Genomic DNA, 13,073 nt, shown 5'->3' with positions numbered 1-13,073 from the left:
ATGCAAGGGTGTTACGAGCCGCCTCTTGCTGCAATAAACTCTTGCTGCAATAAAGCTATAAGGCGTTTCGGCGGGCAATCCGGCTGCAGACCGTTCAAAAGCACAGGGCATAAAGCATAGACCATACTATGGAACGCTGGTACCACCGTATTTTGCCTGAACCGTTAACGCGCACATTGGGCGCTGGAGAGGAGGGCGCTTCAGGCCGTGCACCTGATGTGGCGCTGGTATTAGGGGGAGGCGGAGCGCGGGCGGCGTATCAGGCAGGCGTGCTTCACTACATGGCTGAGGCGTTTCCGTCATTTCGTTTTTCCATTTTGACGGGTGTGTCGGCGGGGGCGATCAATACGACGCATCTGGCCAACCATGTCGGCACGTTTCCACAGGCGACCCAGAGCCTCGTACGTAACTGGAAGCGCCTCTCGGCAGACCGAGTGTTCGATGTAAACACGGTTCCTGCTGTGATGCGCCAGTTCTTGACCGATCGCAGATCAGCGGCACGCACCACACACGGCGCCCCGCAGCGCGGCGTACTCGACCCGAGTCCGTTACGCACATTTCTGAGTCGGGAGATGGCTACGCACAACAACAGGCTGCAGGGTATTGCACACAACGTACGTACAGGGTGGCTAAAGGGCGCGGCGGTTGTAACAACGAGTTATACCACTGGCCAGACCGTAACGTGGGTGCAAGGATGTGACTTCGACGAGTGGGAGCGCCCAGACCGGGTGGGGCGCCAGACGCAGCTTACGGTCGATCACATTATGGCATCGACGGCGCTGCCGCTGGTCTTTCCGCCGGTGCGCATCGGCGATGCGTGGTACGGTGACGGAGGCGTGCGCCTGATGGCCCCGCTGGCGCCGGCTGTGCATCTTGGGGCTACACGTATTATGGTAATTGCAAATCGGTACAAGCCGAGTCAGCAAGAAGCTGCTCAGCCATCGGTTCAGGGCCATCCGCCGCTTGCACAGATCATGGGTGTGCTCGTAAACGCAGTGTTTACAGATGCCTTGGAGCAAGATGCCGAGAACCTGCGTCGGATTAATCGTCTTGTGTCTGGCAAGGCCGCCCGAAACGGGCAGGCAGAGGGAGTCACAGAGCGAGTCATCGACCTGCTCCAAATTCGTCCGTCGGTGAACTTGAGCGCATTTGCCCACGAATACGTTGATGCGCTGCCGGCGACCATCCGATATCTGGCCGGGGGCATGGGAACAGGCGAGTTGCGCAATGCAGATTGGATGAGCGTGTTGCTTTTTGCACGGGGGTACATAGAACGTGTCTTAGAGATCGGATATCATGACGCGCGTCGCAAGCATGACCAGATCGCGTCTTTTATTGCGCCTTAAGGAAAGGCATCTTCGGAGAACGCGTTTAAGAGCCTGTTTGGGTTTTGGTTTGCAGGCGAGAGCGAGCGCCGCTGAGGCGAAAATTGGACCACGATGGAGATTCGTAGCCGGGGCTACGGGTCGACATCGGGGGCAATTTGCACCAGGGGCATGACCTTCGGCCCCAGTCCAGCGCCGCCGCTCGGAGCCCAAATTAAGAAATCAGGTAGCGGTTCAATGGTAAGTGATTGTCACGTAGGCTACTTCATCACAGTCCGCTGAAACCCCCTCTGTCTGCCGACATCTCCCCCTTGGAAAAGGGGGAGAAACCCGTAGGGAGAGGGGGTTCGACCGAGACGAGGCTGCGGTGTCAAATCGCTTCATCACTTAGCGTCTATCCACTATCAGAAATCAAAACAGGTTCTAAGGGCAGGGCAAGGCAGGGTGGACTCCTTACCACGTTACGATCTGATGCATGTCAGGGTCAACAGCATGGCCCCCTTAAACGCATCTGAAACAGACTGCTGATCGTGCTTATGTTGAGCCGGGTTTGGAGCAGCACAACTATTGGAGTTGACGCATTGCCAATCGAGTTAGAAACGCATATCGACTCGGGGCTTCCTAAATATACGGTTGTAGGGCTTCCATACGGGGCTGTGCGAGAGAGTCATGATCGGGTGACTTCGGCACTGAAGACGAATGGGTTGCCTGTGCCGCGAGGGCGCATTACGATTAACCTGGCACCGGCAGACGTTCCAAAAGAAGGATCTGCTTTCGATCTGCCGCTGGCCATTGGGCTACTTGCTGCATACACCGACCGCATTGACCCCGACCGGCTTGATGCGACGTGGATCATGGGCGAGTTAGCATTGGATGGAAGCGTGCGACCGGTGAAGGGTATTCTTCCTATGGCTATTACCGCTCGCGCAAAAGGGTGTAAATATGTAATGGTTCCGAAAGAAAATGCGCGAGAGGCGGCGGTGGTTGAGGGGCTCACGGTGGTACCGGTTGCATCACTGGAAGCGGCAATACGGTTTTTAGTTGAAGGAGAGCATGCGGTTACGTTGTACAAGGCGGCGCGACCGTCTCCAGACACGCGGCTTGACCAGTGCATCGACTTTGCCGATGTACGCGGACAACAGAATGTAAAACGTGCGCTTGAAGTGGCTGCTGCGGGCGGGCACAACGTGCTTATGGTTGGGCCGCCCGGCTCGGGGAAGACCATGCTCGCGAAACGATTGCCGGGTATTTTGCCGCCCCTCACCTCGGCTGAGGCGCTTGAGACCACGAAAATATATTCAGTGAGCGGCATGCTCGACCCAGCCAAAGGGCTGGTGGAGCAGCGCCCCTTTCGGTCCCCGCATCACACCATATCCGATGCAGGTCTCTGCGGAGGCGGAGCCAATCCGACGCCAGGAGAGATCTCGTTAGCGCACAACGGGGTGCTCTTTTTGGACGAACTGCCCGAATTTCAGCGTCGCGTGCTTGAGGTAATGCGGCAGCCTGTAGAGGAAGGACAGATCACGATCAGTCGGGCCCGCACGACCGTGACATACCCGGCGCGGTTTATGCTTATATCAAGTATGAATCCGTGCCCATGTGGATACCTCAACGACCCGAAGCGCGAGTGCGTATGCCGACCGGCACAGGTACAGCGCTACCTCGGAAAAATTAGCGGTCCACTCATGGATCGGATTGACCTGCACATTGAAGTGGCGCCCGTCGACTTTGACGAGCTGCAGGCGCCAACCGAAGGCGCAGAACGCTCCGATCAGATTCGTGCACGGGTGGTACAGGCCCGGAAGCGGCAATCTGCTCGATTTCAGGAGCATGGAACGATTCATGCGAACGCACAGATGGGAGCATCAGCTGTACAGACACATTGTGTATTGGGCGAACGCAGTGCCGGACTTCTTAAGATGGCAATTGACCGTCTTGGGTTGAGTGCACGTGCTTACACCCGCATACTGAAGGTAGCACGGACTATCGCAGACTTAGACGGCTCCAAAGCGATTCGGCCCGCTCACGTATCTGAAGCGATACAGTATCGTTCACTCGATCGTGACTGGTGGAATGGTTAACCGTCTTGGGTGTTAAAAGAGTGTGTGCAAAAAGCGAGGATGTAGTTTATTGCCAAAAGCAAAGGGACGCATCAAACGTCAGGAAAAAGGAGCATGGGAAAGTACGCCAATGTTGAGGTGGCTCCTCCCTATAATTCGAAAGCGAAAGGGATTATAGATGCGCAGCGTGCCAACAAGCTTTTTTGCATGTCAGCCAAAGAATGGCTACACTCAAATAGCATCATGCTATTGACTTAGCAGTTCCCACCTTTATGTGCTCCTGCAAGGGGAATGTTGTCAGATTGCCCCTTTAGTATCGTGAACGTGTACATCTGATGGGTTGCTTGTTTGGAAAATTCTTATTATCACGCCAATTCAGTTTGCCACTTAGGCTTCTGAGGCGTACCATTGACAAAGTGTACATGGCAAAGCGGTACACTGAACACGGTTAGAGCACTCGATTCTCAAAAATTCACGGCGTTGGGTACATGCCTACCAGAATACCATACGTAATCACATTTGCATTCTTGTTCGTTGTTGGCTCGCTCCTGTTCGCGCCTGTACAGGCCCAAGGGCTGCAGGGCCTGGGTGTAGAAGAAGACGAAGAGGAAGCGTCAGGGAGTCCATTTATTCATGGCGTTAAAATCGGATTCGGAATCAACACCTACCAGGGAGACCTGAGCCGAAACCCGAACAACAACGTGCTCAAGTATGCAACCTCTGCCAATCCCTCAGCAATGGTAGGCGTTGACTGGCGCTTTGGCGAGTTTGAGCAGTATGGGCTCAATACAACGCTGCAGTATAACCGTGTTGCAGGAAAGACGACCGGGCAAAACGTACCGCTTGAGTTTACAAACAACCTTCTTGCTCTTGATTTTACAGCGGACTACGACCTGCCGTACATCCAGCAAGGGCTGTTTCGGGTCTTCCTGGGAGGTGGACCGCTCTTTGTGATTGAACCTACCTACGAGAACTTTCCGACCGATGACGATCGGTTCGATGAGCTTGGAAGCCGTGTCACAGGGTCCTTTGTAGCAGGCGTATCAATGTTTGATACATTTCGCATCGGGGTCCGCGTCCCAACGTCAGGAATGATTGATGGGCATACGGGCATCGACGGTGTGAAGCGACCTGATTACGTTGGTTTTATCGACATTACCTACCGATTTGATCTGCTCCGTTAGGGGCTCCGTCATACGGACCCGCAACCGACGGGCGATCAATAAAGGGGGCTATGCGCCTTGCAATCTGCGTAGCCTCTGAAGCAACCCGCCTCTGGATCTGCTTTCTGAATTCTGCACTTTAATACATAACCATGCGAATCAGGCACACCTTTTCAACGCTTACTGCACTGTTGGTAGCCGTGCTTATCAGTATGCCAACAGACGCGCTCTCGCAGCGACTCTTTGTCTCCGGCGGTACCTTGCTCTCTCAAGAGACGGGGCTCTCGGAGCTGGACGGCACCAATCCAGCTATTTCAGGCGGGTTTATGCTCGATCTGAACAGCGTAGCTCGACTTCGAGGAGGGCTGACTTATCAAGAGCTTACCTCGGCAGATGTTGGAGTTGAGTTTCATGTGCTCGGTTCTGATTCTCCGGTCAGCCCGTATATATATGCAGGGTACGGCCGTTTCATCTTCGGTGAAGACACGGAGCGTGCACTGTTCCCGCTTGGACTCGGACTTGATTACGCTATTGGCCGTGATGTCAGCCTGAAAGCCGAAGTTGCGGGTCGATGGGCGTGGACGGAGGAAATCAATGGGGGAGTGGTGCAGCCCGAACTGGTGGCCAGCTTTATGCCTACCCTGGGCGTGGTGTATCGCCTGAATCGCATTGATCGTGAGGTCCCTGCTCGCGGAGTGCGCGACGATCGTGATGCATTGGCAGAAGCCAGTGCAGCGGAATGTGGGCCTTTTGGATACTGCCCCGGCGACGACGAACTGGCCGTTTCTGACCTGGAGTTTGATATTCCTTATACCAAAGGGGAGTTGGTTGCCAGTGGAAACCCATTAACCCTCCCACGGACGGTAGAGGTTGCTCGCTTCTACGGTGAATTTGGGGACCCTGGGCGCCTGCCATATGACCGCGAAGTCGATCCCGACGAAGACATATTTGAGTTTGACAATCACAGCGATATGGTCCGTCTTCCCAGTGGTACATTTTTGATGGGGCCGACGGATCCACGGAGTGATCTGGATCAAGATCCGGGGCGTCTCCGCATCTCGATGAGCGGATTCTTTATGGATCAGAACATGGTCACGAATGCCGACTACCGGCGCTTTTTGGATGATCTGACCGGTGAAGAGCTCCAGAGTAACGAATTGAATCTCCCAGATGCAGAGGCAGAGCGCTACTTTGAGCGCGAGCCCGACTCGCCTGTCTTGCATGTTACCTGGGACCAAGCTGATGCGTACTGCGAATGGCGCGGGCATAGCCTGCCGACAGAGGCGCAGTGGGAGTACGCTGCACGAGGTGGCGTTCTTGGAGCTGCATATCCATGGCCTGGGCTGAGTGCCGAGCGACGAGGACAGCCGCTTGCCAATTTCAACTCGTCCAATCCCGACCCTGTTGGTTCTTATGAACCAAATCGGTGGGGACTCTTCGATATGGCCGGGAATGCCTACGAGTGGACAGCGGATGCATGGACGCGCGACTACGGACGCCACGCAGAGCGTAATCCGCGTCACACCAATCCCCGTGAAAATCAGCGGGCGATCCGCGGCGGATCCTGGCGCTCAGGCGAATTTGAGATTGGCGTCGGCGTTCGTGAACGCGCTCCGCGAGACATTCCGCTGGAACGTGTGCGCGACGAAACATCAATCGGCGGTGACGAAATTAGCTTCCGCTGCGCGGCCACGCTTAGTCAGATAGATATTGACGCTTTTGAAGAGCAGGAGGTTGAGGCTCCTCCGGAAGCAGATGCTCCAGATGTTGGTACAGACGAGGGGGATGATCTCGACCTTGAGTTTCCCGAGCCATAGTGTCCGATAGCCAAAATCCCCTGCTACAGACATGTGCTGCAGAGTGGCTCCTTGTCGTACGCAGACTGCTTTGTCAATTAGAATTACACATTGCTTTTAACAGCTCACAAGTATGAAAACAGCAAAGAATAGACTGGCATATTGGCTCTCTATCGGTGCAATAGCGTCGGCAGCTCTGCTGGTGTTTATGGCATCGTTTGGGGGCGAGCAAGGCGCTGTTCTGACAGATACAGAGCACGTGGGTGTCAGTGATGAAGTTGACGCTCCCGAAGAAAAGCCTGCCACAGAAGCAACCCGAGCAGTCTTTACTAACGCTGCATTCAGTTCTACTGCCTCCAGTGACGACCCCACGCGCCCCTCATATGGAGACATGGTTCGCCTTCCCACAGGAACCTTCATTATGGGACTGACGGACGAAGATGTCTACGATCGCGAGCAAGCCGGACGCGTCGTACTTGCTATGCCAAACTACTATATCGATCGGTTTGAAGTGACAAACCGTGAGTACCTGGAGTTCATCCAAGACCAAAACGATGCGAGCCTCCTACCTGATGTGAGAGCATGGGGGGGCGATCGCGAGGCCAAGCGTAGTTACCTTGCCCAGCCACAGTTTCAAGATCATCCGGTCCTCGGAGTCACCTGGGAAAACGCGCAGCGCTTCTGTGAATGGAATGGAAGCCGGCGCCTCCCGACCGAGGCCGAGTGGGAGTATGCAGCTCGTGCAGGACAGATAGGGGCCGTTTACCCCTGGCGCGGATTTCGTACCACTGATGGACTGGGTCGTTATCTCGCCAACTTCAGCCCCGAAGGAAATCCCGCTGCGACAGGCTACTCCCGTACAGCGCCCGTTGGCGTGTTTCCGCCAAATCGATGGGGAGTCCATGATATGGCAGGAAACGCAGCAGAGTGGGTCCAGGACACCTACAGCCCGACCTACGATCACTATCAGTCAGGACAGTCTGACCCGGCACCGTTTGTTGACGAAACTCGCGATGAGCGTGTGATTCGCGGCGGGTCCTGGGCATCGAACTCTTTCGACATCGGTGTGGGTGTTCGTAACAGCCAACCCCAAGATCGAGGGAGTCAGGAGATTGGATTCCGCTGTGCAGCTGACCTCACTCAGGTTGAAGGAACAGGCGACATTCCCGACCTCCCCGGTGTGCAAGAACCAGAACCTCAGGAAGAACCACAGGTTGATCCTGAGTTTCCCGAGCCCGACACAGAGCCTGAGTTCCCTGAGCCTCCTTCAGACGTGTAGGGTAGCTAACTGTTAGCTTCGACTCAATATTCTGATGCTGGTGTGAGATTTGCTTGCGCAGACCTCGTATCACTCAGGTAGTACCATTATAGCATCGCTTCAAACCAACAACATTTAAGCATCATGGCTAATAGTCAGAAAGAATACATTCTCGAGCTGACAACAAAGGTGCTCGGTTTCTTCATTGGAATCTTTGGCGCCGCCGCAATCCTCGGGGTGTTCTTCAAGATCTGGGACAACCCGGCAGCTGAACCCTACGCAGATACATTTATGGTAGTAGGCTTCCTCGGTGAGGCCGGTGCCTTTATCATCATGGGAATGCTTGAGCTCGTCCAGGCCTTCTTTATGGAGCCTTACGAGGAAACCGAAGAGGGTAAAAAAGCAGCCCAGGGCGCGGCGAGTGCTGCCGTTGTACAAGCAGCACAAGGCCCGGCCCCAAGTGCATCGGCACGCAAAATGATGGAAAAAAAGGTCAACGATGATCTTAACGTCATGATGAGTGCGCTTGGAAAAGAAATTAAGCAGTTTGGTGGAGAAATCCATGACATGGCTGGTGAGATGAAACGAGCCCGTGTAGCTGTGAAAGACATGCGTACAAAGCTGTCTGAGGTAGCAAGTGGTGAGCTTGCAGAAGATGCAAGTCGCCTCGGAGAAGGAATGCGCACGCTTGGAAATGAAATGGAGGGCGCTGGATCTACTGTAGAAGATATGCGGAGTGATCTGGACGAAATGCTTTCTCGCTTCCGTACATTCAACGCTCCCAATAAGGGCAATGGAAAGTCTTGAGAGATTGATTAAGGGTTTCTGCCCTCTGTGGATGCCTTCGGAGTAGAAACATCAACGCTGCTCCTTGAGCCCACATCATTCTGCTATCTACCCGTAATGTGCTTTTTTGAGTACCTTCTCTTATGAAAGACGCAACAATCAGAATCAAAACACTCAGGTACCAGATCATGCTGGCCCTGTACTTGCCGATTCTGCTATACGCCTTCAGTACCTTTGATATTGATGCCAGTACTCCCTTCTTTCAGAGCATTGAGTCTCTGGTCGTAGGACAAGAGAACATGGTACTCGGCCAGACTCACCAAGCTGGCGCTTATCTTGCAGCTGCACCCACCGAATATGAGATCAGGGTCGATGACGATCGCCTTCGCGTCGAAGAGATAGAAGGAAGAGACGGTGTGATGCGCTCCATGATCGTTATGGATACCGGTAACCTTCTCGAAGAAGGGCAAGACCGCGCTGAGATCGAGTACGAAGCAACGCTCGTCTACAGCGACGTAGAAGGGAACGCAGTTGAAGAGCCCGTGAGTGGGAGCTTCGTTGTGAACCGTCCCGAAGTGTTGGCTCAGACCGTTGCCGCCGACGCGTTGTACAGCAACGTCCGCAATGAAGTCCGTATCCAGGTGCCAGGGTTAGAGAACGAGCCTCTGCGTATAGAAGGAGAAGGACAATCCGTTGAGGGGATGGAGCGAACACTTGCGCTCAGCCCGGCTGGTGGACAAGAGTCAGTTGAGGTGTTTGCATACTTGCTCCAGCAGGATGGCAATGACATCGCACTCGGAAGTCAGTCATTCGGTGTGATTGCGCCGCCTAACCCGACGGTTAGTCTTGCCCGTGCAGATGGACCAGCACTTGAGGCTGGGGAAAGCCTTAGAGGTATAGGGCAAGTTGAAATTGAGGTACAACCGAATGCAGAGTTCGCAAGTCGTTACAGCAGCGATGCCAACTACTTTGTGGATGGCGTGACGGTTAGTTACCGAGACGGAATTGGATTTCGCGACTTTGACGACACGGAGTATAGCCTCAATACAAGAACAGGTGTGCTGGATATGACACAGGGACTGAATAACCGAGGCATCACACCAGGCACGGATATTCGCATTCGGATAACAGGGATGTATCGGCAGAACTACGCCGGGCAGGCAATCAGAGGCGAAATTGATCTGTCGCGTGTCACATCCTCATTCAACGTACAGCTTTAGGAGGTCTGATATCTGCGCTTCATCCTAAGGGAAGTGGAGAGTAGCCTCCGCGTAGAGCAACGTGAAAAGCGTTTCAGCGCTTACATTGAAGAGGATACGACGTGGTAGTACTGGCATCAGAAAATTGCTGGCACAGGCTTTGTGTAGTCACACCGTGAATGGCTACTCTACATAACTCCCTGATGCCAATGACGGAGCCGGTACTACAAAAGCCTACATCATCCCCCGAATGCACTAACGCTTGTTATGAGGGGAAACACAAGCCTGCCAGTTCCTGCAAGGAGTACAGTTGGCCCGATTCTCAATACGCAAGCGTTTCAGATACCTATAACATCAACAGATTCAATATGCCTAAAGTAAGTAAACTGCTCTCAACGCTTTTCTTACTGCTGTTTGTTTCGCTGTACATAACTGTCGAAAGCAATGCACAGTGGTCATCGAACGTGCAACTCATTGTGCCGATGTCTGCAGACCGGGCCGTTTCCAATGCTGACTTACAGCAGGCTGACGAGGATGCGGAAGAAGCCGATGGGGTAACGATTAGCTTTCGGAATAACGACTTGGTTCAAGAGGCATTACAGGGACTCTTTACGAGGATGCGCGACGAAGATGTTGAGGTACTCGTTTCTGAAGACTACGTCAGCGGCGATGAGCCTGTTGAGATGCCGATGAACGATATGTACGACACGATCAGTCGGCACTCGCACTTTCAGGGTCTTGTTCGAGGCGCCCTTGAAAACGTAAATGAGATCATTCTTGGGTACGACCTGCGCACCACACGGCGCGGGCCAGTGCAAGATATCTCGGAGATACAGATCGCAATTACAGACCGAACGGGTACGCAACGTACCGTAGCAAGAATCGAAGATCAGCAGCTTATTGAGTCGCTCATTAGCACTGGTGAAGTGAATACGAGCTACATCAATCAGCAGGAGACGATGACGTATGGCGACGTGCTGACTTTCGAGAACGTCGTTACTGATCCTCGCCGAAGCGTTACCCTCTACCGCCTTAACGGCAATGATCCGAGCGTGATGGTCAATCAGCAAATGAATGAGGAACTGAATCGCCAGATCCTCCAGGAAGTGTTGAGTGAGTGGCGCAATCGCCGAGATCGCCGAGGATAAGTGCGATTTTCTGAAGCGTGAAGAATACTACCAACATCCCCGTGACGCTCGGGGTGTCCCACACGAAAGGCCCCCTTCTGCCAGTAAGCAGAAGGGGGCCTTTTTGTATGTATGCCTGTAGGGGCTCATCAACGACTGGCGCCGAATCGGAGAGACGGGTAGATCCCGAACCAGCGGCGCTAAGAGGGCCGTACCCGAGATGACTGCTTGGAGAGCATCACTTGCGATCTAACAGCCACCCAGACGTTCTCTGGTGTGAAGAGCCCTCGGCTCCTCTTGTCCGTCCCGACACGGCCCTCCATGTTGACGGTCATGTCGGCATTGCTTCCTGGCTTCGGTCAGTATTCTGTTTCCTGCATCACTTAGAGCCTGTTTGGGTTTTGGTTTGTAGGCGAGAGCGAGCGCCGCTGAGGCGAAAATTGGATCACGATGGAGGTTCGTAGCCGGGGCTACGGGCCGACATCGAGGGCAATTTGCACCAGGGGCATGACCTTCGGCCCCAGTCCAGCGCCGCCGCCCGGAGCCCAAATTAAGAAATCAAAACAGGTTCTTAAGCAAGTCGACGAAAATACGCGTTAACACCTTGTCGTCGCGAGGAGGGAGCTTGCGACCGACACGGCGATCTCATGTACCAACTGGATGTGGCTTATCCTGTCTTGTAGGGTGCAAGATAGAGTAAGCTGCCGCTCTGGAACTGCTCTGGAACTGCAGAGACAGAAATGGACACCAGAAGCGACCACGTCGTAATCTGATGGCCCGAACCAGCGAGAGTACTCGTTACCTGTACCCATTCATCTTCACAGATAGGGCAGAGTAATGGCTCCGTGTGGTCGCTCCGTGTTTGCAGGTTACAGGCTGAAGCGATATGACACTTTTGAATCTAGCGGCTGCAATAGAGAGCCCGCTCATGTACCTAACAGCTCGTCGATTTGCCAGTGCAGAGATGTTATCATCTGCGATAAAGAGGTGCTATCTCTTAAAAGGACTACTCGCGTCGCTCTGTTGCCATGAGCACACGCAGCTCAAGAGCCTGCGCAGCTGAAGCAACGGTAGCAAACTGACGTATCGTGGCCCCTTCATCAGCCCGGAGGACGACCGTCGTGGTCTCTGTGCGACGAGCCTCGCGAATGCGCTGACGCAACTGCGCTTCAGATACAGGCTCTCCATCCACGAAGTAGCTTCCGTCGCTTGTGAGAGAAACAGTGATATATTGCTGCTCTACTGGGGCAGAGGCATCGACCTGGGGCAGCGTGACCTCGATGCCAAGTTGGGGTACAAAGCTCGAAGTGAGAAGAAAAAAGACGAGAAGCAATAGCACCACATCGGTCATGCCCGCGAGGCTGATCGATGAGACAGGGGGACGAGACGGCTCAAAGTCGAAAGCCATATCTTTGGGATTCAGGCAGTTACAGAGAGCAACAGGTTGGCGTCAGGGCGAGCTTACGTAACAGGCTCCTGAAGCAAATCGATGAAGTCTGTCGCCGAGCGCTCCATCCCGTTTGTGAGACGTTTAATGCGATCCAGTAGGTAGTTATAGGCCAGCGAAGCGATAATCCCAACGAAGAGGCCGGCGGCGGTTGTGATCAGAGCCTCCCAGATCCCGCCAGCCAGAACACTCGGGTTCACGTTTCCCTGAAGACTCTGGATATCCTGAAAGGCGCGAATCATGCCCAGGACCGTTCCAAAGAAGCCGAGCATAGGTGCTACGCTCGCGATGCTCGCCAGGATATTGGTGCGCTTCTCCAGCAAAAACGTCTCGTGCTTGCCGGCTGCCTGTACGGCATCCTGGATTTCAGATATCGGACGCCCGAGGCGCTCCAGGCCCTGGCGAATGACCCGCGTAATAGGCACGTCTTTCCGCTCGCAGTATGCGATGGCCCCGTCGATGTCGTTCGACCGAATGTAATCACGCACTTGATCTGTGATCACTTCAGGATCGCTCGATGCTTGCCGGATTGTCAGAAGGCGCTCGATAAAGAGGTAGACGGCAATGAAAGAGAGCAGCAAGATGGGAATCATAACCCATCCGCCCTGAATCAAGATATCAAGCACCGACATGGTGCCTTCATCGGCTGCTGCCGCAAGCGTGTCCTCAACGATACCGGATGCGGGCGGAGCCTGGAGACGAAGGTACATAAGCAACGGCGTAGATAGAAGAAGGCGAAACAGTGATAAGCTAAAACAAGGCCAAGGAGGATGGGATGCAACCCCATCTGTTACGTAGAGCGCACAAGTCGCATTTTCTTACAGTCCTCGCCTAAATCATAGCAACTCCTGACGCGGCATGCGAGAAACGTAGTACGTAGCGAAATCAGTACAACGGCAGCGACCTTTCAGG

General features: G+C 54.1%; 10 protein-coding genes. 8 read left to right on the top strand and 2 right to left on the bottom strand.

All coding sequences use genetic code 11. From position 1 onward, the window contains the following. Window positions 1-128 precede the first annotated feature (128 nt). From ACZ48V_RS11485 to ACZ48V_RS11450, 8 genes are all read left to right on the top strand, one after another. On the top strand, window positions 129-1,346 hold the full coding sequence (locus tag ACZ48V_RS11485) for a patatin-like phospholipase family protein (RefSeq protein WP_464539277.1): 1,218 nt from the start codon (window positions 129-131) through the stop codon (window positions 1,344-1,346). Between the two features lie 515 nt (window positions 1,347-1,861). After that, window positions 1,862-3,406, top strand: a complete 1,545-nt coding sequence (locus tag ACZ48V_RS11480; RefSeq protein WP_464539275.1) for a YifB family Mg chelatase-like AAA ATPase — start codon at window positions 1,862-1,864, stop codon at window positions 3,404-3,406. Window positions 3,407-3,873: 467 nt separating this feature from the next. After that, window positions 3,874-4,569 carry a hypothetical protein gene (locus tag ACZ48V_RS11475; protein ID WP_464539273.1) on the top strand — a complete coding sequence of 232 codons (696 nt, stop codon included), beginning with the start codon at window positions 3,874-3,876 and terminating at the stop codon, window positions 4,567-4,569. 191 nt (window positions 4,570-4,760) lie between these two features. Then, window positions 4,761-6,365, top strand: coding sequence for a formylglycine-generating enzyme family protein (locus ACZ48V_RS11470; RefSeq protein WP_464539271.1), 1,605 nt, complete (start codon window positions 4,761-4,763; stop codon window positions 6,363-6,365). 112 nt (window positions 6,366-6,477) lie between these two features. Further along, window positions 6,478-7,623: a formylglycine-generating enzyme family protein gene (locus ACZ48V_RS11465; protein WP_464539269.1), complete on the top strand. Its 1,146-nt coding sequence runs from the start codon at window positions 6,478-6,480 to the stop codon at window positions 7,621-7,623. Between the two features lie 123 nt (window positions 7,624-7,746). Next, window positions 7,747-8,409 (top strand): hypothetical protein, encoded by a 663-nt coding sequence (locus tag ACZ48V_RS11460; RefSeq protein ID WP_464539267.1) that lies wholly within the window; start codon window positions 7,747-7,749, stop codon window positions 8,407-8,409. A gap of 122 nt (window positions 8,410-8,531) precedes the next feature. Then, window positions 8,532-9,608, top strand: a complete 1,077-nt coding sequence (locus tag ACZ48V_RS11455; protein WP_464539265.1) for a hypothetical protein — start codon at window positions 8,532-8,534, stop codon at window positions 9,606-9,608. 347 nt (window positions 9,609-9,955) lie between these two features. Continuing rightward, window positions 9,956-10,735, top strand: coding sequence for a hypothetical protein (locus ACZ48V_RS11450; RefSeq protein WP_464539263.1), 780 nt, complete (start codon window positions 9,956-9,958; stop codon window positions 10,733-10,735). A 985-nt stretch (window positions 10,736-11,720) separates the two neighbouring features. On the opposite strand, the gene ACZ48V_RS11445 is transcribed toward ACZ48V_RS11450, so the two are convergent. Together ACZ48V_RS11445 and ACZ48V_RS11440 are read right to left on the bottom strand one after the other, a co-directional pair. Then, window positions 11,721-12,122, bottom strand: a complete 402-nt coding sequence (locus tag ACZ48V_RS11445; protein ID WP_464539261.1) for an ExbD/TolR family protein — start codon at window positions 12,120-12,122, stop codon at window positions 11,721-11,723. 53 nt (window positions 12,123-12,175) lie between these two features. After that, entirely contained in the window at window positions 12,176-12,871 is a 696-nt protein-coding gene (locus tag ACZ48V_RS11440; RefSeq protein WP_464539259.1) for a MotA/TolQ/ExbB proton channel family protein, read from the bottom strand. Between the last annotated feature and the right edge of the window lie 202 nt (window positions 12,872-13,073).

The sequence above is a fragment of the Longimonas haloalkaliphila genome (assembly GCF_055379825.1).
The sequence above is the reverse complement of the archived record's forward strand: the minus strand, read 5'-3'. Positions and strand labels throughout refer to the sequence as shown.

Excerpts from the sequence above, each read along its gene's own strand:
- ACZ48V_RS11485 (WP_464539277.1), top strand. The coding sequence starts at position 129 with ATGGAACGCTGGTACCACCGTATTTTGCCTGAACCGTTAACGCGCACA.
- ACZ48V_RS11480 (WP_464539275.1), top strand. The coding sequence starts at position 1,862 with ATGTTGAGCCGGGTTTGGAGCAGCACAACTATTGGAGTTGACGCATTG.
- ACZ48V_RS11475 (WP_464539273.1), top strand. The coding sequence starts at position 3,874 with ATGCCTACCAGAATACCATACGTAATCACATTTGCATTCTTGTTCGTT.
- ACZ48V_RS11470 (WP_464539271.1), top strand. The coding sequence starts at position 4,761 with ATGCCAACAGACGCGCTCTCGCAGCGACTCTTTGTCTCCGGCGGTACC.
- ACZ48V_RS11465 (WP_464539269.1), top strand. The coding sequence starts at position 6,478 with ATGAAAACAGCAAAGAATAGACTGGCATATTGGCTCTCTATCGGTGCA.
- ACZ48V_RS11460 (WP_464539267.1), top strand. The coding sequence starts at position 7,747 with ATGGCTAATAGTCAGAAAGAATACATTCTCGAGCTGACAACAAAGGTG.
- ACZ48V_RS11455 (WP_464539265.1), top strand. The coding sequence starts at position 8,532 with ATGAAAGACGCAACAATCAGAATCAAAACACTCAGGTACCAGATCATG.
- ACZ48V_RS11450 (WP_464539263.1), top strand. The coding sequence starts at position 9,956 with ATGCCTAAAGTAAGTAAACTGCTCTCAACGCTTTTCTTACTGCTGTTT.
- ACZ48V_RS11445 (WP_464539261.1), bottom strand. The coding sequence starts at position 12,122 with ATGGCTTTCGACTTTGAGCCGTCTCGTCCCCCTGTCTCATCGATCAGC.
- ACZ48V_RS11440 (WP_464539259.1), bottom strand. The coding sequence starts at position 12,871 with ATGTACCTTCGTCTCCAGGCTCCGCCCGCATCCGGTATCGTTGAGGAC.